This is a genomic window from Brevibacterium sp. ACRRH (genome assembly GCF_022346365.1).
GTDB lineage: Bacteria > Actinomycetota > Actinomycetes > Actinomycetales > Brevibacteriaceae > Brevibacterium > Brevibacterium paucivorans.
Genome location: NZ_JAKRMN010000004.1, coordinates 86,417 through 112,241 on the forward strand (window position 1 = coordinate 86,417; position 25,825 = coordinate 112,241).

Annotated in this window: 24 protein-coding genes and 1 pseudogene; 11 read left to right on the forward strand and 14 right to left on the reverse strand. The window is 58.1% G+C overall.

Annotated features, from left to right (window positions below; genetic code table 11):
• The 3 genes from MHX53_RS05205 (at window position 1) to manA (ending at window position 5,437) form a co-directional block, all read left to right on the forward strand.
• Window positions 1-1,479: an LCP family protein gene (locus MHX53_RS05205; protein WP_102237565.1), complete on the forward strand. Its 1,479-nt coding sequence runs from the start codon at window positions 1-3 to the stop codon at window positions 1,477-1,479.
• Between the two features lie 186 nt (window positions 1,480-1,665).
• Complete coding sequence (locus tag MHX53_RS05210; RefSeq protein ID WP_239271480.1) at window positions 1,666-4,164, forward strand: NlpC/P60 family protein; 2,499 nt, start codon at window positions 1,666-1,668, stop codon at window positions 4,162-4,164.
• 103 nt (window positions 4,165-4,267) lie between these two features.
• On the forward strand, window positions 4,268-5,437 hold the full coding sequence (gene manA, locus MHX53_RS05215) for a mannose-6-phosphate isomerase, class I (protein ID WP_239271481.1): 1,170 nt from the start codon (window positions 4,268-4,270) through the stop codon (window positions 5,435-5,437).
• A gap of 59 nt (window positions 5,438-5,496) precedes the next feature.
• Here the strand turns inward: manA and MHX53_RS05220 are convergent, their stop codons facing one another.
• Genes MHX53_RS05220 through MHX53_RS05235 form a run of 4 tightly spaced genes read right to left on the reverse strand, consistent with a single transcriptional unit; the run spans window position 5,497 to window position 8,604 of the window.
• Complete coding sequence (locus MHX53_RS05220) at window positions 5,497-6,162, reverse strand: CoA transferase subunit B (RefSeq protein ID WP_239271482.1); 666 nt, start codon at window positions 6,160-6,162, stop codon at window positions 5,497-5,499.
• On the reverse strand, window positions 6,159-6,929 hold the full coding sequence (locus MHX53_RS05225; protein ID WP_239271483.1) for a CoA transferase subunit A: 771 nt from the start codon (window positions 6,927-6,929) through the stop codon (window positions 6,159-6,161). Before MHX53_RS05225 ends, MHX53_RS05220 begins: the two co-directional genes overlap by 4 nt.
• A 38-nt stretch (window positions 6,930-6,967) precedes the next feature.
• Window positions 6,968-7,567 carry a hypothetical protein gene (locus MHX53_RS05230; protein WP_239271484.1) on the reverse strand — a complete coding sequence of 200 codons (600 nt, stop codon included), beginning with the start codon at window positions 7,565-7,567 and terminating at the stop codon, window positions 6,968-6,970.
• Window positions 7,564-8,604, reverse strand: a complete 1,041-nt coding sequence (locus MHX53_RS05235) for a coenzyme F420-0:L-glutamate ligase (RefSeq protein ID WP_239271485.1) — start codon at window positions 8,602-8,604, stop codon at window positions 7,564-7,566. The genes MHX53_RS05230 and MHX53_RS05235 overlap by 4 nt, the downstream gene beginning before the upstream one ends.
• 509 nt (window positions 8,605-9,113) lie before the next feature.
• On the opposite strand from MHX53_RS05235, the gene MHX53_RS05240 reads away from it, so the two are divergent.
• A complete protein-coding gene (locus MHX53_RS05240) occupies window positions 9,114-9,362 on the forward strand; it encodes a WhiB family transcriptional regulator (protein ID WP_180965293.1) in 249 nt (82 codons plus the stop codon).
• A 31-nt stretch (window positions 9,363-9,393) separates the two neighbouring features.
• On the opposite strand, the pseudogene MHX53_RS05245 reads toward MHX53_RS05240, so the two are convergent.
• From MHX53_RS05245 to MHX53_RS05255, 3 genes and pseudogenes are all read right to left on the reverse strand, one after another.
• Window positions 9,394-10,104, reverse strand: a pseudogene (locus tag MHX53_RS05245) (IS481 family transposase); the annotation flags it as partial.
• 74 nt (window positions 10,105-10,178) lie between these two features.
• On the reverse strand, window positions 10,179-10,481 hold the full coding sequence (locus MHX53_RS05250) for a hypothetical protein (RefSeq protein ID WP_204515272.1): 303 nt from the start codon (window positions 10,479-10,481) through the stop codon (window positions 10,179-10,181).
• 78 nt (window positions 10,482-10,559) lie between these two features.
• Window positions 10,560-11,561, reverse strand: coding sequence for an IS481 family transposase (locus MHX53_RS05255; protein WP_239271486.1), 1,002 nt, complete (start codon window positions 11,559-11,561; stop codon window positions 10,560-10,562).
• A gap of 196 nt (window positions 11,562-11,757) precedes the next feature.
• Between MHX53_RS05255 and MHX53_RS05260 the strand changes: the two genes are divergently transcribed.
• Entirely contained in the window at window positions 11,758-12,003 is a 246-nt protein-coding gene (locus MHX53_RS05260) for a hypothetical protein (protein WP_239271487.1), read from the forward strand.
• A gap of 13 nt (window positions 12,004-12,016) precedes the next feature.
• On the opposite strand, the gene MHX53_RS05265 is transcribed toward MHX53_RS05260, so the two are convergent.
• Window positions 12,017-12,385, reverse strand: a complete 369-nt coding sequence (locus tag MHX53_RS05265) for a hypothetical protein (RefSeq protein WP_239271488.1) — start codon at window positions 12,383-12,385, stop codon at window positions 12,017-12,019.
• A 36-nt stretch (window positions 12,386-12,421) separates the two neighbouring features.
• On the opposite strand from MHX53_RS05265, the gene MHX53_RS05270 reads away from it, so the two are divergent.
• Both MHX53_RS05270 and manB read left to right on the forward strand, forming a co-directional pair.
• Window positions 12,422-12,748, forward strand: coding sequence for a DUF3499 domain-containing protein (locus tag MHX53_RS05270; RefSeq protein WP_102237574.1), 327 nt, complete (start codon window positions 12,422-12,424; stop codon window positions 12,746-12,748).
• The gene (gene manB, locus MHX53_RS05275; protein WP_239271489.1) at window positions 12,745-14,148 is read left to right on the forward strand and encodes a phosphomannomutase/phosphoglucomutase; all 1,404 of its coding nucleotides are present in this window, start codon (window positions 12,745-12,747) and stop codon (window positions 14,146-14,148) included. The genes MHX53_RS05270 and manB overlap by 4 nt, the downstream gene beginning before the upstream one ends.
• 44 nt (window positions 14,149-14,192) lie before the next feature.
• Here the strand turns inward: manB and MHX53_RS05280 are convergent, their stop codons facing one another.
• Window positions 14,193-15,008: an RDD family protein gene (locus tag MHX53_RS05280; RefSeq protein WP_239271490.1), complete on the reverse strand. Its 816-nt coding sequence runs from the start codon at window positions 15,006-15,008 to the stop codon at window positions 14,193-14,195.
• Window positions 15,009-15,072: 64 nt separating this feature from the next.
• Here MHX53_RS05280 and MHX53_RS05285 point away from each other — a divergent pair, with 64 nt between their 5' ends.
• Window positions 15,073-16,068: a stage II sporulation protein M gene (locus MHX53_RS05285; protein WP_239271491.1), complete on the forward strand. Its 996-nt coding sequence runs from the start codon at window positions 15,073-15,075 to the stop codon at window positions 16,066-16,068.
• A 4-nt stretch (window positions 16,069-16,072) separates the two neighbouring features.
• On the opposite strand, the gene MHX53_RS05290 is transcribed toward MHX53_RS05285, so the two are convergent.
• Genes MHX53_RS05290 through MHX53_RS05310 form a run of 5 tightly spaced genes read right to left on the reverse strand, consistent with a single transcriptional unit; the run spans window position 16,073 to window position 21,399 of the window.
• Window positions 16,073-17,365, reverse strand: coding sequence for a DUF58 domain-containing protein (locus MHX53_RS05290; protein WP_239271492.1), 1,293 nt, complete (start codon window positions 17,363-17,365; stop codon window positions 16,073-16,075).
• A complete protein-coding gene (locus MHX53_RS05295) occupies window positions 17,365-18,606 on the reverse strand; it encodes a MoxR family ATPase (RefSeq protein ID WP_239271493.1) in 1,242 nt (413 codons plus the stop codon). The genes MHX53_RS05290 and MHX53_RS05295 overlap by 1 nt, the downstream gene beginning before the upstream one ends.
• Window positions 18,603-19,802 carry a DUF4350 domain-containing protein gene (locus MHX53_RS05300; protein WP_102237579.1) on the reverse strand — a complete coding sequence of 400 codons (1,200 nt, stop codon included), beginning with the start codon at window positions 19,800-19,802 and terminating at the stop codon, window positions 18,603-18,605. The genes MHX53_RS05295 and MHX53_RS05300 overlap by 4 nt, the downstream gene beginning before the upstream one ends.
• The gene (locus tag MHX53_RS05305; RefSeq protein WP_102237580.1) at window positions 19,799-20,443 is read right to left on the reverse strand and encodes a DUF4129 domain-containing protein; all 645 of its coding nucleotides are present in this window, start codon (window positions 20,441-20,443) and stop codon (window positions 19,799-19,801) included. Before MHX53_RS05305 ends, MHX53_RS05300 begins: the two co-directional genes overlap by 4 nt.
• Complete coding sequence (locus tag MHX53_RS05310) at window positions 20,440-21,399, reverse strand: glycerophosphoryl diester phosphodiesterase membrane domain-containing protein (protein ID WP_102237581.1); 960 nt, start codon at window positions 21,397-21,399, stop codon at window positions 20,440-20,442. Before MHX53_RS05310 ends, MHX53_RS05305 begins: the two co-directional genes overlap by 4 nt.
• 375 nt (window positions 21,400-21,774) lie before the next feature.
• On the opposite strand from MHX53_RS05310, the gene mtrA reads away from it, so the two are divergent.
• Genes mtrA through MHX53_RS05325 form a run of 3 tightly spaced genes read left to right on the forward strand, consistent with a single transcriptional unit; the run spans window position 21,775 to window position 25,804 of the window.
• The gene (gene mtrA / locus MHX53_RS05315) at window positions 21,775-22,455 is read left to right on the forward strand and encodes an MtrAB system response regulator MtrA (protein WP_102237582.1); all 681 of its coding nucleotides are present in this window, start codon (window positions 21,775-21,777) and stop codon (window positions 22,453-22,455) included.
• Entirely contained in the window at window positions 22,452-24,128 is a 1,677-nt protein-coding gene (gene mtrB, locus MHX53_RS05320) for an MtrAB system histidine kinase MtrB (protein WP_239271494.1), read from the forward strand. The genes mtrA and mtrB overlap by 4 nt, the downstream gene beginning before the upstream one ends.
• Window positions 24,128-25,804 carry an LpqB family beta-propeller domain-containing protein gene (locus MHX53_RS05325; protein ID WP_239271495.1) on the forward strand — a complete coding sequence of 559 codons (1,677 nt, stop codon included), beginning with the start codon at window positions 24,128-24,130 and terminating at the stop codon, window positions 25,802-25,804. The genes mtrB and MHX53_RS05325 overlap by 1 nt, the downstream gene beginning before the upstream one ends.
• Window positions 25,805-25,825 lie beyond the last annotated feature (21 nt).

The window sequence follows — 25,825 nt, forward strand, 5'->3', positions numbered from 1 at the left end:
GTGAGCAGACAGCTCAAGTACGTCGACCCTCTGCGAAATCCGCGCTTCGCTTCTGAAGAAGTTCGCAATCGGCGTGGTTGGGTGCTGTTGCTCACAAGCGCTCTTATTCCGGGCTCAGTCCAAACCATGCTGGGCAACCGGAAAATGGGGCGCTTTGCGCTCCGCGTGACCCTCGTTACGTGGGCACTCCTGCTCGTCGTTCTTGTTCTTGCGATTGTCCGCAAGCAGTGGCTCATCTCTTTGGCTACCAGCAGTTTCGTGTTGATACCGCTCATGGCATTTGCGGTGCTTTTGGGTGTTGTGTGGGTCCTGTGTCTGCTGGATACCGTTCGGCTAATACGTGTGGCGTCTCTGGGTAAACGAACGCGTCCGGTTTTTCTGTCAGCTGCCTTGGTCAGTGTGCTTGTTGTGGGAGGCGCTTTCACCTACGGTGTTACCACGCTGAACTCCGGTCGTCAGCTTCTGAATAACATTTTCAATTCGCGCAAAGTCGAAAAAGCCGTCGACGGTCGATACAACATTGCTCTTTTGGGATCAGACGCAGGTAAAGGGCGAACCGGTGTCCGTCCCGACTCTCTGTCTGTTGTTTCTATTGATGCAAAAACTGGGGCTGCAGTATCGATCGGTTTGCCTCGCAACATGCAGAACGTTCCTTTCCCCAAGGGGAGTCCGTTAGCGAAGGAGTACCCCAACGGTTACAACTGTGGGGACGACTGCCTTCTCAACGCCGTCTACCAACTTGGCGAGGACAACGCGTCGCTGTTCCCTGATGACGGACCACCTGCGGGAGTTCAGGCGACCAAACAGGCCATGGAAGGTGTGACCGGCCTGAAAATTCAGTACTACGCCATGATCGACCTCAAGGGTTTCGAACAGCTCATCGATGCGATGGGCGGTATTAAGCTCACCAGCCATGTGCGTGTGCCTATCTCTTCCAAGACCAACAAGCGGACAGGAAAACACGGTCCGCCTAAAGGGTGGATCGAGCCTGGAGAGAACATTCACCTCGATGGTTACCATGCCCTGTGGTACGCGCGATCCCGTGAATTCGCATCTGACTACGAACGCATGACGCGCCAGCGGTGCGTACAAGAGGCCATGCTGACACAGCTGGATCCGGCCACTGTGCTTTCTCGATTCCAAAAAATTGCGGGCGCTGCGCCGAACGTGGTGTCGACTGACGTGCCACGGAGTCAGCTCGACTACTTCGTTGACCTTGCGCAAAAAACGCGTGACCACAAGCTGGGCAAGCTGAACTTGAGCCCACCTCGTGTGAAGCCGTCGCACCCCGACTTCGACAAAGCACACAGCCTCGTGCAAGAGGCGATTAAGAAGAGCGAAGAAAACGCTCAAAAAGACAAGCAGGGACTCGGTGCCCCCGCAGATGTGTCGTACTACGCGATGGGAGCAGATACGCTCGCAGCGCCCGAAAGTAACGACGATGATGCAAAAGACAAAGAGATCTGCGAAGTAAAGTAACAATTTTTCTGTTCCGCGTGTTGCGCGTCAACACGCGGAACGACATCCTTGTAATTTACTCATTTTCTTATTCTCAATTCGACACGCCGAAAATATATGTAACAATTTTGAAATGTTGGAGCGTCGTTGCCAGCGACAGTCTCCGCATTAGCCTCACTTCCCGACTTCCTCGAAAAGGCTTGAACAATGAGAATAAGAACGCCCTTAGCGGCGCTAGCCGTCGCATCCGTAGCGGTCAGTGCATTCGGTGCGCCACAGAACGCACAGGCTTCAACGGCCCGTCCAAGCGTGGACGAAATGCCACTTACAAGTGTTGATGAAAAAGGCATCGACGAACCTGGTGCGCGCGAATCTTCGAACACAACTTCCAGTGTGCAGAACCGCAGTACACGCAACCTGCCCGGCATCTTCATGGCGCAAAGCATGGGGCTGGGCGCAAACTCCGGCGGAACTTCACAACCCAAGGAAAAGCCGGGTCTAGGTGGCTCAAAGAGCGATTCAACGACACCTTCACAAAAACCAACACCCGCTCAGAAGTCGCAACCTTCTCAAAAGCCGGCCCCTTCTCAGGAGCCGTCTCCAACGCAGGCCCCTGAGACCTCGGCGCCGGAGATCAACGGATCAGCCAAGGACAAGACCGAAGACGGTGTCAATATCGCTTCGATCTCCAAGGTCGTTAAAGTGCCAGCCGGCAACCCCTCGGTTGTGGGTGTTTCCTACACGGGCCACGCCAAGGTGACCTTCGAGGTGCGCACCAAGACCGGTGGATCATGGGGTGCTTGGAAAGAAATCGACCAAGAGAACACGGGTGAAGGTCGCCCGGGAACCGAACCATACGTGGTTGCTGGAGCTTCAAACATCCAGATGCGTGTCCTTGGGGATACGGCCGCATCCGATGCAAAGCTCGTCCTGGTTGACCCAAAGAAAACTTCTGGTGACGCAGCAGCCGTCGCTGGCAACTCTCCCGTTCCTGCGACTGCTGGGGAAGCAGCCGCAGGCACCAACTCGAACGTGACATGCGACGACAATGGTTGCGAAGGAGTTGAAAACGCGACGAACGTCGCATTCGCAGCATCCAACGTGTCGGTTGGAAAAGTCGACAAACCACCGATTGCAAGCCGTAAGGACTGGGGAGCCAACGAGAGCCTGCGCAAGGGCAGCCCTGACTATGCCCCTAAGGTCAAAGCGGCAGTGGTTCACCACACCGCCGGATCCAACAACTACTCTGCAGGCGATGTTCCTGGAATCATTCGCGGTATCTACACGTTCCACACCAAGGGACGTGGCTGGGCCGATGTGGGTTACAACGTGCTCGTCGACAAGTACGGTCGCATGTGGCAGGGACGTGCCGGTGACATCAACCGTCCTGTCGTTGGTGCGCACGCACAGGGGTTTAACTCCGGAACATTTGGTATTTCGGTCATGGGTGACTACGACAAGCAAGCACCTAGTGCCGAAGCTCTGAACGCAGTTGAACATGCTATCGCGTGGAAGCTTGACGGAGTCGACGCGAACGGACGAGCAAATGTCAACGGTCGTTCAATCCGTGCGATCTCCGCACACCGCGATGTGGGAGACACAGACTGCCCCGGTGACGCTTTCTACGCTCGGATGGGAGAAATCCGTAGCGCAGTTTCCAAACTGCAGAATGGTCAGAACGTTCAAACCCCTGAAAAGAACGAACCTCAGCAAGAAAACTTGACCCCCATTCAAAAGGCATACAAAGGCAATGAAACGGCCCTTGGACAGCCACGAGGTAACGAACACAAATGGGGCGACGGCTACGTTCAGAACTACGACCGTGGTTTCATCACCTGGACTCAACAAACCGGTGCGGTGATTCTACGCGACGGCATGGCGCATGCCTGGTGGCGCAACCGTGACGACATTGGCTTGCCTACCCAGAACGAAAAGCCACTTCAGCACGGTTCTTACCAATCTTTCCAGCGTGGGGCTACGCACTGGTCGCCTAACAACGGAGCGCATGCTACGTGGGGCGTCATCTGGAAGTACTGGAAGGACAAGGGCTTCGAGCGTGGCCACATGGGCTTCCCTACGTCTGACGTGACGAAGTCCGATGGGCAGCTGGAACAGCGCTTCGAAGGTGCTCGCGTACAGCACACCGATGGGTTTGGGACGGTGGAATACGCACCCGGCCCAGCGGTGCGCGGAGGGGCCAACGACCAGAATCCGCAACCTGAACCGGAGCGTTCGGAGGCACCTCAGCAGGACAACAAGCCGGATGAAAAGGCTGAAGAAAAGTCCAAGGACAAGGCTGAGGACAAGCCGAAAGACAAGCCCAAGGAAAAGCCAAAAAAGAAATCGACTGACGACATTCGTCGCGAGATGATCAAGGAGGCTAGAAAGGGCCTAGGTACTCCGTACGTGTGGGGCGGAAACACTCCGAACGGATGGGACTGCTCCGGCTACACCCGCTACGTGTACAACAAGATTGGCATCAAGATTCCACGTCACTCAAGTGCACAGATGCGCGCTGGCCGTATTGTTTCAGAGAAGGAAGCAAAGCCAGGCGACATTATCTGGGCGCCAGGTCACGTGGGGATCGTCTCCGACAAGAAGGGCAAGATGCTGGACGCTGGTTCGCGGAGGACGAACACGTCCGAACGTAGCTACGACTGGATGAAGAGGCGCGGAGCGAAATTCGTCCGTTACTTGGACGACTAACAGTTCAGGTGAATGCCACGTGGGCGCTGGAGTGCGAACTTTAGCGCCCACGTTGGTTTTTTGCCCGTATCTGCCTAGGCTAGGCGTGGATGCAAGGAGGACAATGTTCGAAATTCGCGGAACAGTACAAGACTATGCGTGGGGCAACACGCAAGGGATCCAACAGATCGTGGGAATCCCAGTGGATGGAACGCCAGCGGCCGAGTATTGGCTAGGTGCTCACCCTAAAGCTCCTTCTCGCACTGCTGATTCCACACTTCTCGAACACGTGTCCGCACACCCTGAACACCTCGGCGAAGAAGCACGTCACACATATGGTGACCGTCTCCCTTTTCTTCTGAAAATCCTTTCAGCTCGTACCGCCCTATCCATCCAGGCCCACCCCACTCTCGACCAAGCGCGAGCGGGATATGAACGCGAGAATGCAGAAGGTATCAGCATGAACGCGCCTCACCGCAATTACAAGGACGCGTGGCACAAACCCGAAATGATGTACGCGCTCACACCGTTTGACGCGCTGTGCGGGTTCCGCTCACCCCACGCAATCAAGGCCACTTTCGAACGCCTGGACACCGCCTCGGGAAGCTCCCTTCTTACCCAGGTGATCGAGACCTTGGACGGACCCGCCCCTCTCCAAACGACACTTTCGACAATCTTGACGGAACCTGGGTATGGAGAACTCGCAGACCAACTGGCAGAGCTGACCTACGAGCCTGTGGACGCACACCACCCGTCGTTGGAAGGATCGGCGCAGGATCCGGTCACCACGCTCAAACGCGTGAACACCGACTTCCCCACAGACCCGGGAGCCCTCGTTGCCCTCATGCTCAACATGCTCACGCTCAACCCCGGTGAAGCAATTGCATTAAACGCAGGTATTTTGCACGCATATTTGGGCGGCCTGGGAATCGAAATCATGGCCAGTTCCGACAACGTCCTACGTGGCGGACTCACATCCAAGCACATCGACATCGATGAACTCAAAGCAGTCGTCACGTATGAGCCCACCGCACCCGACCGTGTGAACGCTGACGAAGGGCAGTGGTTTAAAGGGGCGACCGACGACTTCAAACTCATGCCACTGACGAGTGCCGACACCACGGTTGAACTGGACGGGCCGGCAATCGCGCTGTGCGTTGAAGGCACCTACGCCCTGACCACGGAAACCCAGGACAGCGCAACCGTCAACACCGGGGAATCCGTTTTCATCCCCGCCACGGACGGAAACCTCACCGTGCGTGGAGACGGGAAGCTGTTCATCGCCTCGGTGTAGGAACGCCTTACATACACGTGTAGGCGCCACATCAGTGACGCCTACACGGTTGCAGTGCCTTAGACCTGCGGCACTTGGATTTCTGGAATATCGCCCTCAACTTTAAGTGGACTCCCAGTCTTTTCGACAATCGTGTCGACGTCGACGCCAGGGGCGCGTTCAACAAGAACAAATTCGCCGTCACGCACGTCGATAACTGCCAGGTCGGTCACGATTCGCTGGACCACACCCTTACCGGTGAGCGGAAGAGAACACGCGTCTAGAAGCTTAGGTGAGTCGTCTTTTGCAACGTGTTCCATGACCACCAGGATGGTACGAGCGCCGTGGACCAAGTCCATGGCCCCGCCCATACCTTTGACCATTTTGCCGGGGATCATCCAGTTGGCGATGTCACCGTTTCGGGCCACCTGCATGGCGCCCAGAACTGCGAAGTCCACCTTCTTGCCACGAATCATTCCAAAGCTGGTGGCCGAGTCGAAGTACGATGCCCCGGGAAGCATGGTGACGGTTTCTTTACCCGCGTTGATGAGGTCAGGGTCAACCTGGTCCTCTGTGGGGTACGGCCCCACACCCAGAAGTCCATTTTCACTTTGCAGAACAACGTGAACATCTTGGGGCACGTAGTTGGGTACCAGGGTGGGCAGGCCAATTCCCAGGTTCACATAGCTACCGTCTTCAAGTTCTTGGGCAACACGGGCGGCCATCTGGTTGCGTGTCAGGCTCATGAGTTCCTCACCGTCCGCTTCTCGATCGACTTGTCTTTGGCTTGTTCGGGCGTCAGCTCCACAATCCGGTGGACGTAAACACCTGGCAGGTGTATCTCGTTGGGGTCGAGCTGGCCCGGTTCGACTACTTCTTCTGCTTCCACAATCGTGATGCGACCAGCCTGTGCGGCGGGCGGATTGAAGTTGCGTGCTGACGCGTGGAACACCAAGTTGCCGTGGCGGTCGGCCTTTGCGGCGCGCACCAGCGCAAAGTCACACGGCAACGATTCCTCCAGCACATATGTTTCGGTTTCACCGAATGTGTCGAGTTCGCGAGTGACCTTGGGCTTGGACTCTTCAATCACATGGCCGTCCGAGTCATATTTGAGGGGCATGCCACCGTCGGCCACCTGAGTTCCCACTCCAGTAACGGTGTAGAACGCAGGGATTCCGGCCCCGGCTGCCCGCAACTTTTCGGCGAGCGTCCCCTGGGGAGTGAGAATAACGCGCAACTCACCAGACAGGTACTGGCGTGCGAACTCCTTGTTCTCACCTACGTACGACGCGATCACGGTGTCGATCTGCTTCGACTCGAGCAAAACACCCAAGCCCTGCCCATCGACTCCACAGTTGTTAGAAACGGCGGTCAGGTTCTTTGCGCCCTGTTCTTTCAGGGCATCGATGAGGACGGAAGGGATTCCACAAACTCCGAACCCGCCGGCTGCAATGCGAGCACCATCAAAAATGTCGGCAACGGCCTCTGCTGCTGACGAAACTACTTTGTCCATGTCTGCATTCTGCCACACATGCGACGCAGATCACATAGCTAAGACAGATAGACGGTGAGTTGTCCGTATGTGAGTGCGTGGCAAAGTTCGGAGAGTTGCTGGTCGGTTTCCGGGACCGAGGTGGTCGCCAGCCGCGCGGGTCCGTCTACTGAGTGCGCCCGAACTGCAGTGCCAAAGCGAGAGTACTCAAATGGACCGTCAAGAAGCGGGGTCACATCGGGATATGAGCGCACAGCTGAAATGTAGTCGGTGTCGCCCGATTCCACTTCAGTGGATAGCGCCAGCGGGGCGGGGTCGAATACCCACAACTCTTCCGCATCTTCAAACGGCGAAAGGTCGCTGCCAACAGCAACCATACCCACCCACGAATCAGCGGAAGGGGGTGTCACCTCGGTGCCCACCATGACGGGCACATCACTGCCACATGCAGCAAAAATGCACGCGAGCTCACGCCAGTGGAGAGGGCCTTCCGGGTTGAGCACAAGCGCATCCGGGAACGTGTCGCGCAGGAGCCCGGCAGACTTGTACACCCAGTTAGCGAACACGCGCCCCGTGAGCTCTAAGCGTCCGTATTCGTCAATCCACTCGATAACGGGGTCGGGCCGTCCAGCGATCGCTTCAACGGTGCGCGCGATCATGACGCACCTCGGAAGCTGACGTCGACGTGCGCGCCTTCCGTGGTTCCGCGTTCGCCCCACACGTAATCGACGCTGACGTCGAGGTTTTCGACGGCCAGCGCGGTTGTGAGGCGGTCGATGAGTGCTCCCAGCCCAACGGTTGCCTCCATCATGGGGTGGCCGCCGGCGTGGGAGGTCAGTTCGATGTTCGCGGGGTCGATTTCGATACGCGAGCCCGACCCTGCCGGCCGGATCCGCCACGCGTTCTCACCAGGTGTACGCGGGGTGCCCAAGCGGACTGCGGAGATGGCGCGCGTGACCTTGGTGAGGATGTCGTCGGTGTCGTCGCCTGACAGTGCCGGAGTTTTCTGGGGGTCGATCCCCATGGCTAGGTATACGGATTCGGCGGAGCCGTGGGCGAACCAGTCGGCAAACGGGCCCAGGGTGTCGTGATCGATCGCTTCATTGGTCATGCCAGCGTCGGTTCCACGAATGACAGCCAAGCCCATGCTGATGTCGGTGAGCGACGCCGCGCTGGCAATTTCATCGGCTGCGCGCTGGCTTTCAATTCCGACCGAGGCGAGAGCGGCTGGGCGTTGCCCGTGGCGGAAGGGGTGGGGGAGGGAGGTGGTGAGAACGAGCCCCATACGTACGCCGTATTCCCGACGGAAGGTGTCGTGAAGCTTTTCGGCCGAGGCCTGCGGGTCGTCCAAGGGAAGAATAAGAGTGCCGTTGGTGACACTGATTCCGGCGTTGAGTTCGACAGTGTTGTGCGGTGTGCGCACCAGTCGCATGGTAGAAGGGGGATAGCCGTAGGTGCGGGCCGCGATCGTTTCGCGGGAGTGCTCGCGAATAGCTTGAGCGAACTCCTCTGCGCCCGCACCCGAGGTGGTTCCGTTAAGTGCAATCGCGACCAGCTTGTGGTCGATAGCAATCACGTCGCCGTCTTTGATGCTCACCCGCGCATTGTCGATCGTGGTGATCAGAATGCGCGCTAAGTCTGCCCCCTGGGTAATGGTTCCAGGGTTCAAGGACAGGGCGGTGAGAAGTGAGTTCATGCGTACCTAGTTGTCGATCGTGTGCGTGAGTGCGCTCGCGCCCATTTTCTCAAAGAGGTGGGAGCAAACGTCTCATTCACGCCGTGCGCCGAAAAAAATATTAGATTCTTCAACCGACACGCCCAAGCACAGTAAGTAGTGCCTCGAGTGTCGCGTGACCACTAGATGTAGTGGCATACGGCGATGAGTGAGTGAACGTCTGTTCTAATACTCCTCTTAGTGGCCTACATATATCACTTGCGCACTTGACGAAACCGTAATGACACGCGTGTAATTTTAGTGGGGAACATGGTGGCGAGAGCCGCCGAGGAAAGGGGAAACACGTGTCAGAAGCGCGTAAGTACGTAGAGAGTCTGCGCACTCAAACGCTTGGCGTGCGTAGCCGAACAGCTCAAGACTGGTTCGTTGATCCGCAGGGTGCGCCGGGAACCACGGCAGATCCACTCGACGTAGATCCAGCAGAACTTTTACCAATAAGCGGAAGTCCATCTGTTGCAAGCGTATCGCCGCTGCAACTTCTTTTGGGTGAAGCTGACGATGACGTTGCGTGGCAAGACCAAGCTCTGTGCGCGCAAACAGATCCAGAGGCCTTCTTCCCAGAAAAGGGTGGTTCAACACGCGAAGCTAAGCGCGTGTGCGCGTCGTGCGAAGTGCGTAGCGAATGCTTGGAATATGCGCTCGCAAACGATGAACGCTTTGGTATTTGGGGTGGGCTGTCAGAACGCGAACGCCGTCGCTTGAAGAAGCAAATCGTTTAATCACATAGCTCACACTTTTGAAGATCGAAACCTAGGTGTACTTCCCCGTGAGGTTGTGAACGCGGTCGGCTGGTGAGAGTCCCCCGATGGCGGTGTGGGCTCGGTGGTGATTGTAGTCATGTAAGAACGCTGCGTACGAATCCTCGCGAGCACTCTCACTGGCATACGGTCTCGCGTAGGCCCATTCGTTCATCAGCGTCCGGTTGAACCGCTCGACTTTCCCATTCGTCTGCGGACGGCGAGGCCTCGTCCGCTTGTGCCTGACCCCATCTCCGAGGGCTTGCTGGAAGTCTCCTGACCGGTAACAAGCCCCGTTATCGGTCATGACTGCTTCGATCGCGACACCGATACTGGTGAAGAACCTGTTCGCCCGCTTCCAGAAGCCTGCTGCGGTGTGTTTCTTCTCGTCATTGAGGATCTCGGAGTACACCAGCCGGGAGTAGTCATCGACGGCGTGATGCAGGTACCGATACCCCCGCGACGAAGGCTGCCCGGCACGCGCGGCTTTGCCCCGTGAGGACTGGACCTTCCGGTCCTGGCCCGATCCGCGGCCATGAGCCCGCCAGCCGCCACCGTCAGGGATGCGGCCAAGCTTCTTGATGTCGACGTGGACCAGCTTGCCAGGCTGATCGACCTCATACCGGTGAGGTGCCGGCCGGCGGACCGGCAGGCCGGTGGCCTGATCGATACAGTCCAGCTTCGGCATCCGGTAGCGGGCCAGGACCCGCCCGACGGTCGAGCGTGGACGTCACTGCGGGCCGTCATTCACAGCTAGACCCCCGAGCCTCCGCAGCACCTGACAGAGCAGGATGGAACTCACACGGTGGTGTCGTCGGTGCGCGAGCGCTTTCCGGTGTCGCGGCGCCAGAAGTAGATGACGACGAGTGCGACGATGATGAGGATGCCGGCACCGAGGAGCTGCCGCCAAAGCTCTTCACCGGCGATGCCGAAGAACATGCTGACGACGGCGATGCCGATGACGATGAGAACGACGATCCATGCTGCGTTCTTCGTGGAGTAGGGACTCTTGGCCATGGTCGAACCTTTCGAGCGAGGGGAGCGGTACATGCCTGCCGGGATCACATGCCCGAACCGGGCGATACCTGCAATTTCCGTCACGGTCAGATTACACCCGGGCTTTGCGGGCAGCACCGCCGCGAGAGTGAACAGCGGGCGAACTCAACCGGGCGGATCGCTTCATCTGTACTTCCCCGTGAGGTTGTGAACGCGGTCGGCTGGTGAGAGTCCCCCGATGGCGGTGTGGGCTCGGTGGTGATTGTAGTCATGTAAGAACGCTGCGTACGAATCCTCGCGAGCACTCTCACTGGCATACGGTCTCGCGTAGGCCCATTCGTTCATCAGCGTCCGGTTGAACCGCTCGACTTTCCCATTCGTCTGCGGACGGCGAGGCCTCGTCCGCTTGTGCCTGACCCCATCTCCGAGGGCTTGCTGGAAGTCTCCTGACCGGTAACAAGCCCCGTTATCGGTCATGACTGCTTCGATCGCGACACCGATACTGGTGAAGAACCTGTTCGCCCGCTTCCAGAAGCCTGCTGCGGTGTGTTTCTTCTCGTCATTGAGGATCTCGGAGTACACCAGCCGGGAGTAGTCATCGACGGCGTGATGCAGGTACCGATACCCCCGCGACGAAGGCTGCCCGGCACGCGCGGCTTTGCCCCGTGAGGACTGGACCTTCCGGTCCTGGCCCGATCCGCGGCCATGAGCCCGCCAGCCGCCACCGTCAGGGATGCGGCCAAGCTTCTTGATGTCGACGTGGACCAGCTTGCCAGGCTGATCGACCTCATACCGGTGAGGTGCCGGCCGGCGGACCGGCAGGCCGGTGGCCTGATCGATACAGTCCAGCTTCGGCATCCGGTAGCGGGCCAGGACCCGCCCGACGGTCGAGCGTGGCACGCGCAGGTGATAGCCGATCCGGTGCGGCCCCCATCGGCGGTTGAACCGCAGCGCGATGATCCGTCGCTCGGTACGTGCGCTGAGCCTGTTCGGGCTGTAGTGCGGACGGCTCGAGCGGTCAGCCAAACCGGTCCCTGCCCGATGCCGGCTCACCCAGCGAGACACCGTTGCCGGGGACACCTGGAAGCGTTCAGCAACGCGTCGCTGGGGCCAGCCGTGATCGACAACAAGACAGACGAGCCGGCGCCTACCCTCGATGGTCATCGGGGCGTTACGGTGTGTCATGGAAGACCTCCGGGTCAGGGTGCGTGTCGTTACCCACCTCGATACCGGGGGTCTTCTCTGACCTCAAATCCCGTTCACAACCTCCCGAGGAACTACACCTAGGGCCCGCGCATGACACAATGCGCGGGCCCTAAGGTTATGCTTGAAACAGTTAGTCACCTCACTATCTCGTCGTTCGCGTACAGTCAGGAGTTCGATGATGGCGCATAAAGATAGCAAGATCTATTACGTTGCAATGCTCGTGGGAGATGCTATTGGCCTGGTGGTGGGCATTGCAGTTGCGTTAATCGCAGATCTGAATGTGCCAGTTAGTGCAGGGTATGGGCTCGCTATTGGCGCAGGAATCGGTTTAGCTATCGCTTTCGCCTTAAAAGGTAAGAGCACCAAAGCGGGCGCGGACGCACCACCTGAATCCGACGCAACCCCCAAAGCAGGCGCGTAAGCCACGCCTAGGCTTACGGCCGTAACTCTTCAGCTGAGTAAGAACAGAGCAACGCCGCCTGCTCAGACACAACCTCGCCTAACAACTCATTCCAATCGGCATCCAAGCGCGACAGGGGAATGTAGTACACGACGATGGTTGCAGGGGTGTGGCGTGTGGCCTCAAAAACATGACTGAGATCTGCCGAAAGCGGTGGGACGCAGTCAATCGTGAGCCGCACATCATCCAGCTCGCCCTGGGCTCTGGCACGCACCTTGTTCATTACCGAAACCGCTATGCGCTCGAACCGTTCACGACGAGAAACACGGGCCGGAATCGCGGAACGCAACAGTAAGCGGGCGTTGCTACGACCTCGGCGGTCACGGCGCAAGCGGGCGTTCATGAGCACATTGTATAGCGGTGTAATAGACTGGAGAGCGTGCTTCGAACCTGTAACAAACCCAACTGTGGGGCGCCCGCAACACGTACCCTCACGTATGTCCACGCTGACGCGTGCGTCGTGATCGGGCCACTGGCGGTTCGCGCTGAACCGGGGGCACACGATCTGTGCGCAGAGCACGCGCAGCGGCTCAAAGCGCCGGTCGGCTGGCAACTGATCTCACTCGAACCCGGTGAAAGCCCGCCCGAACGTAGTCGCGACGATCTTCTTGCTATTGCTGACGCAGTACGCGAAGCCGCCAAACCTCAGGAGCAACCGCAGGGTCGGAAGCACGGTCACCTGAGGGTCATCGGAGGACGTGAATGACCAGACGAGCGCAGCTCGCTCACCTCTGCGGCGCATACGACATGCGCGGACGCACTCACACAGACTTCAGCGACGAACTGGTGACAGCGGTGGGGTATGCGACCCACGAAGTCATGCGTGCTCAGTATCAGAGCAGTCACGTGCTGATTGGCCACGACATGCGCGAAAAGTCCTCTGAGTTCGCCTCGCTTTTGTGCCACGGTGTTGCGCAAGCCGGGGGTACGCCGGTCAACATCGGGCTGGCATCGACGGACCAGCTGTACTTTGGATCCGGCGTGCTGGATATGCCCGGAATCATGGTCACGGCAAGCCACAATCCAGCTGACTGGAACGGGTTTAAGGTGTGCGGTCCTCAGGCCCGGGGTATCTCGCGTCAGGACGCGTTGGGTGAAATTGTCGCGGTTGCAGAAACCGCCGAGGTCGTTGTTGACAGTGCGCCATGGCCCGTTGATCGCGAGCGGGCTTCAGAACTGGCTGAACAGTTCGCTCAGCGTATTCATGTGCTGACAGGTCTGGCAGACGCCTCACGGCCACTCACTGTGGTGGCAGATGCCGGTAACGGAATGGCAGGGAACTTCCTGGACCGCGTCTTCGACTGTGACGCAGTGACGTTGGTGGGCTTGTTTACCGACCTCGACGGCACCTTTCCCAACCACCAAGCAAACCCTTTAGACCCCAGTACGCTCCGCGACGCACAGGAAGCAGTCCGTGCCCACGGCGCGGATATTGGCCTGGTCTTTGACGGTGACGCCGATCGGTGCTTTGTCATCGACGAACGAGGTGAACCCACCTCGGCGTCTGCGATTGGTGCCTTGGTAGCCACGCGCGAAATCCAGCGCGCACGCAACCTGGGCGAAGACAATCCTGCTGTCATTCACAATGCGCTGACCACGCGCGCAGTGCCCCAGTCGATTAAGAAAGCCGGCGGGCGTTCCATTCGCACACCAGTGGGCCACTCCGGTATCAAACAGCGGATGCGAATAGAGGACGCTGTTTTTGCCGTCGAGCACTCAGCGCACTTCTACTTCCGAGATTTCTTCTGCGCAGACTCTGGGATTCTGGCGGCGTGCCACGTTATTGCGGCTTTACGTGAAACGGGCCGTCCACTGTCACACCTCTTGGAACCTTTCAGCGCGGGTGCGCTGAGTGGCGAGATCAACTCTGAAGTAGAGTGCCCGGACCGCGTGTTAGAGCGTGTCGAAGCTGAATGCCAAGCGGGCACGTTTGGGGAGGGGCGTATTGACCACCTCGACGGTGTCACGTTTACCGCAAAAGATTTTTGGTTCAACGTACGGAAGTCCAACACGGAACCACTCGTGCGGTTCAACGCCGAATCCTCAGACCCTGTTGCCACACGTGACCTCACGGAACGTGTCTTGCGGATAATCCGCACGGCATAAGTGCGCGTGGCTGCTGGGCTACTGGGGTAGTGGCGTCTAACAACCTAGACGCGTTGTGAGTAGGGCAGGGATCCTACGCGATCGGTGAAGGCGTGGGCCGTTGCTTCTGCTTTGCGGAGCTTGTGAAACTGTGCCGTTCGGGTGAGCTCGACGACAGTCACAAGGAAGTCCTCAGGGTGTGTACCTTCTGGCGGTGGGGGAGCCACATACGGGTTGACCTCGGTAGCCAGCTCAATTGCGCGTTCCAGACGCGACTCTGCAGTGTTCTTTGTGCTGGTGTCAAGGAACTGTGTGAGGCGGTACATCAAGCCCGGTGGCAAAGGAGTGAGGTCCACGCCTTGTGCCCACTGGTGCAACTGAGGAGGAACTGGAAGCGGGCGGTGGACGATCTTTCGGGGCCGTTCACTCACCGCGATGGTGCCTGCCAACATATCGCCTAGACGTTTGGTGCGTGGCGACAAGAAACCGGCGAGCGCGGCAATTCCGCCGCCACTTGAGAGAACTTCGAAGTCCCATATAAGTGCTCTCAAGAACGCGTGACGGAATGAAATCGCTCCACCGTCCTCGCGCACGATCCGTAGTCCCATGATGAGCTTTCCCAGTGACCGTCCACGGGTCAGGATCTCAACGGTACACGGAACCATGATCGTTGTGATCGCCATGAAAATGATGATGAGCGAATTAACCAGGAGCTCCTGAATGTCCGCGAATTTGAGGACAAAGTACAGGATTGAGATGAGAAGCGTGATGTACACGATCGTGTAAATAAAGGCGTCAATCGCGCATGCTACGGCTCGTGACATGAGCGAAGCAGGGCGAATGCTCAGCTCAACAGCTTCCCCAGTCACAAGATTGTCCACGTGTGTATATTGCCACACCAGTGACGCGTATTCGAACTGGGAGAACCTCAGATACGATAGCCAAATGGACCCAAATCTGCTCGCTTACATGCATGGAAGTCAGTGGGACCGACTTTCTGCCCTCGCGGGCAAGAGGAAGCTCACCACGCAACAAGCTACCGAGTTTCGCGAACTGTACAGGCGAGCATCTAAGGATCTCTCACGTGTCCAGTCGGTAGCCCCCGATTCCGATGTGGCAGTGCGGCTATCGAATGTCATCCACCGGTCACGTATGCAGCTCACAGGGGTGCCTCGGGGTGCGAAAGCTACAGTGCTCGACTTCTTTGGAGCCTCACTTCCAGCAGCTCTGTATTCGATCCGTTGGTACTTCGTGGGCGTGTTCATTGCGTTTGTCGCGTTGAGCGTCTTGACCACTGTGTGGCTGGCAAACGATACCCAGACTCTCTTCACGATGGTGCCGTACGACGACGCGAAGCGTCTGGCCGAACACGATTTCGTGAACTATTACAAAGAGAACCCCAACAGCGTATTTGCTGTGGGTGTGTGGACCAACAACGCGTGGATTGCCCTTCAGTGGGTGGTTTTGGGCGTGACCGGAATCTACGTGATCGTGGGTCTGGTCATGAACGCCGTGAACGTGGGAGTTTCAGGTGCGGTCATGTTCCACTTTGACCGCGCAGGCGATTTCTTCGGATACATCCTGCCCCACGGTGTCCCGGAGATCACGTGTATCCTCATTGCGGCAGCTGCCGGTCTCAAGATTTTCACGTCGTGGATGATTCCAGTCAACATGTCGCGCATGCAGTCATTGGCGCACGCCGCCCGCTCCCTTATTACGGTGGGCGTGGGCCTGATCTTCATGCTGTTTCTTTCGGGTCTGATCGAAGGTTTCGTGACACCTTCCAACATGCCGTTCCCCATCAAGATGTTTTTTGGAGCACTCCTCACTGTGGGGATCTGTGCGTACGCAATTGGTTTGGGTCGCCCCGCTGTAAAGCAAGGCTTGACGGGTGACATGGAAGAAAGCCGGGCGGGGTACCGCGTGGTGACGGCAGCGTAGCTGTTTACAAGCGTCCGGTCGACTTCAAGTGAATGTAAAGGTCAGCTAGGCGTGGTGGAAGGTCCTCGGGGAATCCGCTCACCGTATGAATTCCTAAATGTGTGAGCGCGCCCTGAAGCGAGGACTCGGTCATGAGCTGTTGAGCGGCCGCCGCGGCCTGATACGTCTGCGTTGGGGTGAACGTGTTGTGACTCATGGGCCCCAGCTGAGGGTCTTCAACACTGGCAAAAGCGACCGTGTGGCGCGAACGCAACAGCGGGATAGCCGGGAGCAAGTCCTCGGCGATCGTAAGCGCGTCCAAGCTGGTGACGAACACGACGAATGCGTGGTTGGGAGAGGTCTCCATGACCGCCGAGGTGAGAGTCGCCCAGTCTGTATCGATGAGTTCGGGGTCGATGGGGGTGAGTTTGTTGGTGAGCACGCCCAGGGGGTCCTTACCGGAAAGGGGACCCACGCTCAGGCGGACGCGCGCATCGGCAACGATGACATCGACCCGGTCGCCGGCTCCAGCCGCCAGAGCGGCAAGCAACATGGCCGATTCGACTGCCGCATCGAAAACGGTTCCGGTGTCGGCCCGGCGTGCCGCTAACCGCGACGAGTCGATCACAATGACCACCCGCCGGTCCCGTTCAGGACGCCACGTCTTTGTCATGAGTTTTTGAGCACGCGCGGTAGCTCGCCAGTCGATCGATCGGATGTCATCTCCGCGAACATATTCGCGAAGAGAGTCGAACTCGGTGCCCATCCCGCGCACCATGAGTGCTGTTCGCCCGTCGAGTTCACGCAGTTTTTGGCGTTTGGAAGGTAAGTGCTTGCGCGAATGGAACGGTGGCATCACCCGGATGTTCGCAGGCACGTCGAAACTCTTTTGCCGTGCGACAAAGCCAAGAACCGATGTGGACCGCAAGGTGAGTTTGTCAGCAGGCAGGACACCGCGGCGGACAGGTAGCAGGTGCTGGACCCTCTCAAAAGTCTCACCAGGTTTGATGACCGTACGGAAGCGGTTGTCGCTGGCACCAGCGGTGGGTGCCCACGCGTCCCTGACGTGCAGGCGCGCCGTGCGCTTTCCGGTGTTGACCAGGGTCAAGATGGCCGAGGTGGGCGACCCTAAGCGGATTCTGTCACCGGGCGAGCGCAAGGCTTGGATCGACCTAGTGGAGGGGGCTAAGAAGAAGTCACCTACTCCCACAAGGATGAGGAACGCTAATCCGGCAACAAGGAACTCCCACGATCCGCCCAAAGCAACGGGGATCGTGAGCAGGACCGTGAGTACCAGAAAACGCCACGTAAATGCCATTAGCGGGGTACCGCCACGGTCGACACAATCGAGTCGAGTACCTGGTCAATCCCAATACCGTCCATCTGAGCCTCAGGGCGCAACTGGACGCGGTGACGGAACGTAATGCCCATGAGTGCCTTGACATCGTCGGGCGTGATGAACGCGCGACCGTGCAGCCACGCGCGTGAGCGAGTGGCAGCGAGAAGGCGGGTGGCACCTCGGGGAGAGACCCCCAGGGCGAACGACGGTGCGCGGCGAGTGGCCTGCACCAGATCCACAATGTACTCAAGAACTTCTGGTGCGCAGTACACGTTTTGGGCGCGCTGGCTGGCTTCCAAAATGGTGTCGCGGTTCAGTGTCGGTTCGATGCGTGAAAGGTCGTGGGCGCTGAAACCGGCCGCGTGGCGGGTGAGGATTTCGACCTCGGTGTTTCGTTGTGGCAGGTCCAAAATGAGCTTGAAAAGAAAACGGTCCAACTGAGCTTCAGGCAACGGGTACGTTCCGTCGTATTCGACCGGGTTCTGAGTGGCCGCAACCAAGAACGGTTCGTCGAGTTTCCGGGTGAGACCGTCAACCGACACTTGGCGTTCTTCCATCGCTTCGAGAAGTGCGGACTGGGTTTTGGGAGGTGTTCGGTTGATTTCGTCGGCGATGAGGATGTTGGTGAAAACGGGGCCTTCGCGGAACTCGAAGCTCGACGTCTGCGCGTTGTAAATCATGGACCCCGTCACGTCGCCGGGCATGAGGTCGGGAGTGAACTGGATACGCGCCGAGTCGAGGTCAAGAGCACCGGCAATCGACCGGACCAGCAAGGTTTTAGCGACACCTGGGACACCTTCGAGAAGCACGTGCCCGCCGGACAGGAGGGCAACCATGATCCCTTCAACCGCCTCGGTCTGTCCTACAACCGCCTTGCCCACTTCAGCGCGCGCCTTCTCGAAGCGTTCGCGAAGCTCATGATCGGTTTGGTCCAGTTGGTGTTCAGACGCCCAGCGTTGCTCAGACTGTTCCTGATGTGCATTGTGGTTCGCGTGGTCCTGTGGCTGCTGTTGGCCTTGTGGTTGGCCGTACTGCTGACCCTGAGGTTGGAACTGCTGATCCTGGGGCTGGAACTGCTGGTGGTTCGCAGCGTTCTGAGGGTGTTCCGAGGCCGCCGGTTGTTGGTAGGGCGCCGGCTGGTGCTGTGGCGCCTGCTGTTGATAAGGCTGACCCTGAGGTGGCTGACCTGGGGGAGTCTGTGGCTTTTCAGGCGTGGTCATAGTGCGCGGACCTCTCTTTCGATATCAGCAATACGGGTAGCAAGTTCGGACAGTTGCGCGTCATTTGTAGGCGCGGCTGTGATGAAAAGGTATTCAAGTTCGGCGTAACTGACCCCTGTGCGGGTAGCGACAGCCTGACACACCTCGGCGGTATCTGCATGCGCCGGCACCGCCAGTGTGCGGCCCATCTTGACGAGCGCCGATGCGCGAAGAATCCTAAGTGCTTCTGCACGGTTGCCCGTGCGGTGCATGAGCCCAGCTAGACCTGTGACCGTTTCAATGGGCGGTACGGTGACCGGAAGCGTTTCGACCGCCAGCGGGCCGAACCTGCGTCCGGCCCAGACGACTGCGACAAGACTAATGGGCAGGAGCCACAGAAGGGTCATGTAGAACCAGCCCGGGACAGTGCTGAGCGGGTCGGGCTCGTCGGAGTCGGACATCGCATAGTAAAAGACCACTTTGGGTTTCAAACCCGCCACACCTGTTGATAAGGCAGCGTTGCCGTCTTCGCGAAGATTCGTGTTTGTGACCCACGAGCTTTCGCTCAATACTGTGACGGATCCTTTTCCTTCTGGCGTGTGAATGAGCGAATAGGCGTCCCCGTCCATGGGGTAGCAACCTTCGTAGTCTTTGTCAGAAAGAACGCGATAACCAGCACCGCTACGTTCGACTTTTCCCGCTCTGCTGGCGGGGCCAAAATCACACGACGGCTCTGGGTGGGTATTCGAGTACATGGAGCCGGTCTCAAATGACACATGAGAGGTGTAGCCTGCGACTGCGAACCCAGGGTTGACCAACGCGACATGTGAACCATGTGTCTGTACAGCGTCGCGGATCTTGTTGCGCTGAGCCTGATCAGCGACGTGTGGGTTGAGAACGAAAAGCGTGGTGTCAGCGTCTTGAGCAGCTACAAGTGCCGTGTCGTAATCTTCGGTCGTCGAGACCTTCACACCGTGAGATCGAAGCACTCCTGCAAGTGCCGCAGTGCCGTCTTCGCCCGTGTTGCCATAGTGCAGATTACGGTATTCGCCAGAGTCGGTAGAGGTTAGAAAACCGATAATCGCAGCAATGAGGACGATTGCGACCACCACGATCCACACCACTGCGGACTTTCCGAAGGCAACGATTCTCTGTCCTGCGCTCGCCGAGGTGTCACCCACTGTTCCCCGCACTGCAACGTCGAGATGTGCGCTCATGCGTCGACCTTCTCAGGGCTTGGTTTGGTCACGCGCCGGACTTTGGAATCAACCGTTTGCGTGAACGCGTAGTCTTCTTGGCTCGCGTGATAGGTGCTAAAGCTCACGGCATCGAACAAGTTCGAGGCCCCGCTCAAGTCGTGTTCCAAGTGCGGATAGGTGGTGGCAGCCGTCTTCGTGAGTTCGTGCGCGGTCGAGGACGCTTTGAGTTCGATAGCTCCCGTTCGAGCCAGATGGGCGACACTGGCGCGAACCATTTCTTGGACAGCGGTATCCCAGTCCTCTTGTGCAGCTGCATCAGCGGCACGCTTCCGGTACGTGTCGGGGTTCTCGACTCCAGCAGCGTCTGTCTTGTCGAACAGCTGAGGGGAGAAGGCGTCTCCGGTTCCACGGTTGGCCCGCCACACGAAGAACACGATGATTCCCACGATGACCAGGCCAAACACAATGATGAACCACGGATTGTTGAGGTCAAAAGCTTTGTCCAGAGCGTCGTTGAACAGGCGTTGAATGGCACGGCCAATCCGTTCAAAGAACGACACGTCTGAATCGCGGTACTCCGGTTTTGATAATTCTTTTTCGGCCCACCTGCGTGCCTCATCACGGCCTGGAGTCAAGGTGAAGACAAGCGCGTGAATCACGTGGCCTCCTGTGGAATCGCTAGCCACTGATCTTTTGTCACCGACTCACCCTCGTTGCGTGTACGGGCTCGAATCTCATCTTCAGCTTCGCGCAACATCACCAGGTCGAACCCTTCAAGGCGCATCTTTTGGTCGAAAAACACAACCACCACAAGCGCTGACCAATAGCCCAGCATGAGTCCAGACACTGCAATGGTCAGAGCGATGAAAAACAACCCGAATATGACAAGAACCACTGCTGCAAACGCCTCGGACTGGAAGCCAGTTGCAATGGTGAGAATGATCATGACGATAGGAAAGAGAATCATAATGGGCGTGATCATGATCTGAACCACGTGGCTAGACAAGTAATATCCCAACGCCAGTTCGCCAAGGATCCGCCAAAATCCTTTATTCGTGAGTTTCCATGATCGCTTGACCGCGTCTTTCAATGGCAGCCGTTCATATGTGATGAGGGGGCCCACAAACGCGAACTTGATCAAGAAGAACGCGATGAGCACCGCCCAGATCAAACCGCCCACAAAGAATGCCAAAACACCCATGATCTCGTTCACTGTTAGCGCGAGAATGATCGACGGAGCAAAGAAAACGCCGGCTGACACTCCAAAACCACTCACCATCAAAACGGTCATTCCGATGAGCGCCCAGCGACGACCTCGGGACCGTTTCCACGCCAGCGCCAGGGTCACTTTCTTTCCGTCGAAAGCGTCACGCGCGGACGTGGCGGCGATTCCTGCGAAGAACTGAATAATGGCCAGGGAGGCAAGCGACACCACCGCGGTCAAGCTTTCAACTATGACAAACACGCCGTTGGCGGCATCGTCGTTTTGAGAAATGGTGTTGAGGAAGTCGAACGTGAAGGCCAAGATGGCCGCGCCAATTGCGCCTGCAAGAAGCGCGAGCAGGGTGGACACGATGATCGGCAAACCAAAATTCACCGCTGGTGCCGTGCGCATGAGGCGCACACTGCAGTCTAGAACTTCTCCCAGCGTCAGGGGGCGTTTGGGAATAGTGCCTGCTGCAACTGGGGGAGTCCACGCATCAGAGAGCGGTGTGGGAACTTCGTGTGTGTGGCGACCGGTTCGCCAGTCCGTCGTGACAGTCCACGAGGAGTTCTGCGAATTAAAAATGTCGCCTCCTCACACGTGTCACTGACAGATCCACCTCAAGGTTACACAAACTTTTCATGCGCACTTTCAGCGTAGACGCAGGTGGAACCACGCAGGTGAATGTCACTTGAGACACTGTAATATGTTGGCGCAAAATGTTCCCGCACACGCGAGAACACGCAAACAATTGGGAACGGGCGCACAGTATTGGACAATAGGGGTATGAACGCTCGAATCTTGGTCGTAGACGACGACACCGCCCTTGCTGAAATGATCGGTATCGTTTTGAAAAGTGAGGGATTTGAACCCCACTTTTGCGCAACAGGTGACGGTGCCCTGGAAGCATTCCGATCCGTGCGTCCCGACCTCATTCTGTTAGACCTCATGTTGCCCGGAAAAGACGGCCTAGAAGTCTGCCGTGAAATTCGTGAAGAGTCGGGCGTTCCTATCGTGATGCTGACGGCCAAGTCCGACACTGTGGATGTCGTTAAGGGTCTTGAATCCGGTGCAGATGACTACGTGCCTAAACCGTTTAAGCCCAAAGAGCTCGTGGCCCGTGTGCGTGCCCGCCTCCGCATGAGCGAACCGTCGGCACCGGAGATTCTGAAGGTGGGCGACGTGTCGATCGACGTTGCCGGTCACACGGTGGAAAAGGCAGGCAAACCAGTGAGCCTCACGCCACTGGAGTTTGAACTTCTGGTGGCCTTGGCTAGGAAACCGTGGCAGGTGTTCTCGCGTGAAACCCTGCTTGAAGAAGTGTGGGGCTACCGCCACGCGGCTGACACGCGGTTGGTGAATGTTCACGTACAACGTTTGCGGTCCAAGATTGAAAAGGACCCGGAAAAGCCTGACATCGTCGTCACCGTCCGAGGTGTGGGTTACAAGGCTGGTCACAGCCAGTGAGTTGGCGCCGGGTTCAGGCGTGGATCCGGATCCTGTTTCGGTGGGTAGTTCGGACCTTTACGCATTCGCTTCAGGTTCGCGTCGTATCGGTGACCATCGTGTTCACCATCGTCGCAATCTACGGGGTGGGTGCGTATTTGTCGCAACAGATCGCCCGTGGACTGTTTGAGTCCAAACAGTCAGACGTGTCTGCCACAACCAACGGTTATGTGGCTGAGCTGGAAGCCTTGTCGGGCTTGTCCGATTCGCAAGAGGCAGCCGACGCGCTCAACGCGCAACTGCGTTCAATGTTGTCGCGTTCGTCCTTGCAGCTACAGTCCATCGCACTTGAACCAGTCGGAAACTCAAAAGTGCCGCCTCTTGTTGCCATCACAACGGGGTATGAACCGATCTCCGTTTCGGACATCAGCCCGGAGTTGCGCGAATCGATCCGTGAATCACCTGCGGGATACCAGAAGTTCCAGTCTGTTCAGTTGGAAGGTACGGAAGGCCCAGGACTGATCGTCGCGCAGCGTCTCACCGTCAACGGGCAAGGCGATTTCGTTCTTTACACGGTTGCCGACCTCAAAGAAGAACAAGGCACCCTGGACTTTGTGCAACGCGCACTGGCCGTGTCAGGCGTGGTTCTCATTGTCCTGGTGGGTGGCGTCGCATGGCTGGTCACCCGGTTCGTCGTGGTGCCTGTCAAAGCTGGGTCCGATGTGGCCCGCAAGATTGCTGACGGCGACCTCAACCAGCGCATGCCGGTTTCCGGCAACGACGAAATCGCAACACTCGCACAGTCATTCAATGACATGGCCGACAACTTGCAAGATCAGATTGAACGCATGGAGCGACTCACTGTTTTGCAACGCCAGTTCGTCTCCGATGTGTCACACGAACTCCGCACGCCCCTGACCACGATCCACATCGCTTCAGACATGATCTTCGAGTCACGTGACGAATTCGACGAATCGACGCGACGTTCAGCCGAACTCCTCAACTCACAGGTCGAACGCTTCGAAACCCTGTTGGGTGACCTCCTCGAAATTTCCCGCCACGACGCTGGTGCCGCGAATCTGCTGGCTAAGCCAGTGGATATGACAGAGATTGTGTCCGAGGTCGTTGAAAGTGTGTCGATGGTTGCCGACCAGGCGAACACGGAGATCCTCATCCACGCCCCGTCAGCTCCGGTGATGGCCGAAGCCGACAGGATCCGTATTTCGCGAATCGTCAACAACCTGGTTGTCAATGCGGTAGAGCACGGCGAAGAAAACCGGATCGACGTGTACGTGGGGTCCAATGCCCAAGCGGTTGCCGTTTCAGTTCGCGACCACGGAATCGGAATGACCGACGAACAGCTCGAAAACGTTTTCGACCGGTTCTGGCGAGCAGACCCATCCCGTAAGCGAACGCTTGGCGGTTCTGGACTCGGGCTGGCGATCTCGCTCGAAGACGCCCACCTCCACAACGGGTGGCTACAAGTCTGGTCACGCAAAGGAGACGGAACATGCTTCCGCCTCACCATTCCCCGACGGTCAGGTAGCACCATCACCCGGTCACCGTTGCCACTTCCTCCGGCCGACGCCCGAGTTCAAGGCGCGTCAATTGTGGCAGGACCATCCACCTCGGACGGGTCTGTTCGCGTTCACACCGGCAGTATCCCTATCGTGGTTGAAGAGGAGGACAGCTGATGCGCCGATTGTTTGCAGTACTCGCCTGCATTGTCCTGCTGGCAGGCGTCAGCGCGTGCGCCCGCATCCCTTCCGACAGCCAAGTGGGAACCATTACCGTTGACCCCGACTCAGGCGCCCAAACCCGAGTCGACGCAGAAGGACCCAAACCCGGCGACGGGCCAGACGCAATCGTGCGTGGCTTCATCACCGCAGGTGCGAGCTTCAACAACAACTTCAGCGTTGCCCGGTCCTTCCTTACCGACTCGCTGGCAGCAGAATGGAACCCAACGTCCAGCGTCAAGATTGTGAAACGCGAAGTCAGTCTGGACTCGGTCACCACCAACATCGCAACCGACTCACAGACGGTGTCCTTCGAGATCCCCGTCAGCGCGGGGCTCGACGAAAGGGGTGTCTTCCACGAAAACGAGGCGGACACCTCGGCCACCATGGAATTCCACCTACGCCAAGTCAACGGTGAGTGGCGCATTTCAGAAGCACCCGACGGGCTCTTGGTGTCCCGCACCAACTTCGACAACATGTTCCGCCCGTTGCCACTGCACTTCTACACGCCCGACTTCAACTACCTGGTCCCAGACCTGCGGTGGTTCCTCCGCACCTCCTCAACCGCAACGGACATGGTGCGGGCAACCCTGGACGGGCCCGCCAGCTACCTGGCAGGTGCAGTTGTCTCGCCCATCCCGGACAACACCTCGTTGACACCGCAGTCGGTCACAACCCACGACGGACAAGCCGATGTGGGACTCAGCGCAACCGGCCTCGACAGCAAAACGCGAGAACGGATCTTCACTCAACTTGAAACGACACTTCTGTCGTTGGGGTCCGTGACTTCGCTTGAACTCCAGACTCCCGACGCTTCGCTCACCAGCGGGGTGCCGGCAAGCACGAAGACCACTACCGAAAACATTGCCGTCGCGATTTCGCAAGACTCCCTGGTCTTGCTCAGCGGAAACGAACGCAAGAGCATCGACAAATCTCCGCGCATGGACGGTGGCAAGTCGCCAGCCGTGAGCATGGACGGGCAATCGATCGCGTGGCTGAGCAAAACGAACAAAGAGATCAGCTTCTTTGACCGGGAAAATGGGTCGTCGAACCAGATTCTTGTGGGCCGCAACTTCGTTGGGCCCAGCTTCGACCGGTTTGGGTGGGTATGGACAGTAGACCGCGACGGGAGCGACCTTCTTGCCGTCCGCTCATCGGGCGAACTCGCACGCATCAAGCTTTCTTTCGTCAACAACAAAGACGTTCGTGCCGTGCGAGTCTCGCCAGACGGAACCCGAATCATCGTCCTCTCCCACTCAAAGGACCAATCCCGTATGGACGTCGTGGGAATTTCGCGCGATGGTGACAACAAACCCACCAAACTCACCGGCGACTCAACGCTTAAAGTCGCAACGGGATTCAAGAAAATTGAAGACGTCTCATGGGCGGGTTCGCAAGACCTTGCCATGCTGGCAGCGCGCACTGCAGAAGAACCCGCCCAGCCGTACATTCAGAAGGTAGGCGGAACCGCGGAAGCGCTGGGAACGGTGTCAGAAGGGGTTTCGATCACCTCGGGCGGGGACACCTCGTCAGTCCGCGTGGGCACGCGCAACGGGGAACTCTTCACCTACACATCCGGATCGTGGCAACGCCTCCTGGACTCCGACATCAGGGACCCCGCCTACCCGGGGTGACACATGCTCTCGGAGTTTGTC

Coding starts and splice junctions, on each gene's coding strand:
- MHX53_RS05210 (WP_239271480.1), top strand. CDS start 1,666: ATGAGAATAAGAACGCCCTTAGCGGCGCTAGCCGTCGCATCCGTAGCG.
- manA (WP_239271481.1), top strand. CDS start 4,268: ATGTTCGAAATTCGCGGAACAGTACAAGACTATGCGTGGGGCAACACG.
- MHX53_RS05220 (WP_239271482.1), bottom strand. CDS start 6,162: ATGAGCCTGACACGCAACCAGATGGCCGCCCGTGTTGCCCAAGAACTT.
- MHX53_RS05225 (WP_239271483.1), bottom strand. CDS start 6,929: ATGGACAAAGTAGTTTCGTCAGCAGCAGAGGCCGTTGCCGACATTTTT.
- MHX53_RS05230 (WP_239271484.1), bottom strand. CDS start 7,567: ATGATCGCGCGCACCGTTGAAGCGATCGCTGGACGGCCCGACCCCGTT.
- MHX53_RS05235 (WP_239271485.1), bottom strand. CDS start 8,604: ATGAACTCACTTCTCACCGCCCTGTCCTTGAACCCTGGAACCATTACC.
- MHX53_RS05255 (WP_239271486.1), bottom strand. CDS start 11,561: ATGACACACCGTAACGCCCCGATGACCATCGAGGGTAGGCGCCGGCTC.
- MHX53_RS05260 (WP_239271487.1), top strand. CDS start 11,758: ATGATGGCGCATAAAGATAGCAAGATCTATTACGTTGCAATGCTCGTG.
- MHX53_RS05265 (WP_239271488.1), bottom strand. CDS start 12,385: ATGAACGCCCGCTTGCGCCGTGACCGCCGAGGTCGTAGCAACGCCCGC.
- manB (WP_239271489.1), top strand. CDS start 12,745: ATGACCAGACGAGCGCAGCTCGCTCACCTCTGCGGCGCATACGACATG.
- MHX53_RS05285 (WP_239271491.1), top strand. CDS start 15,073: ATGGACCCAAATCTGCTCGCTTACATGCATGGAAGTCAGTGGGACCGA.
- MHX53_RS05290 (WP_239271492.1), bottom strand. CDS start 17,365: ATGGCATTTACGTGGCGTTTTCTGGTACTCACGGTCCTGCTCACGATC.
- MHX53_RS05295 (WP_239271493.1), bottom strand. CDS start 18,606: ATGACCACGCCTGAAAAGCCACAGACTCCCCCAGGTCAGCCACCTCAG.
- MHX53_RS05300 (WP_102237579.1), bottom strand. CDS start 19,802: ATGAGCGCACATCTCGACGTTGCAGTGCGGGGAACAGTGGGTGACACC.
- MHX53_RS05310 (WP_102237581.1), bottom strand. CDS start 21,399: ATGCGCACGGCACCAGCGGTGAATTTTGGTTTGCCGATCATCGTGTCC.
- mtrA (WP_102237582.1), top strand. CDS start 21,775: ATGAACGCTCGAATCTTGGTCGTAGACGACGACACCGCCCTTGCTGAA.
- MHX53_RS05325 (WP_239271495.1), top strand. CDS start 24,128: ATGCGCCGATTGTTTGCAGTACTCGCCTGCATTGTCCTGCTGGCAGGC.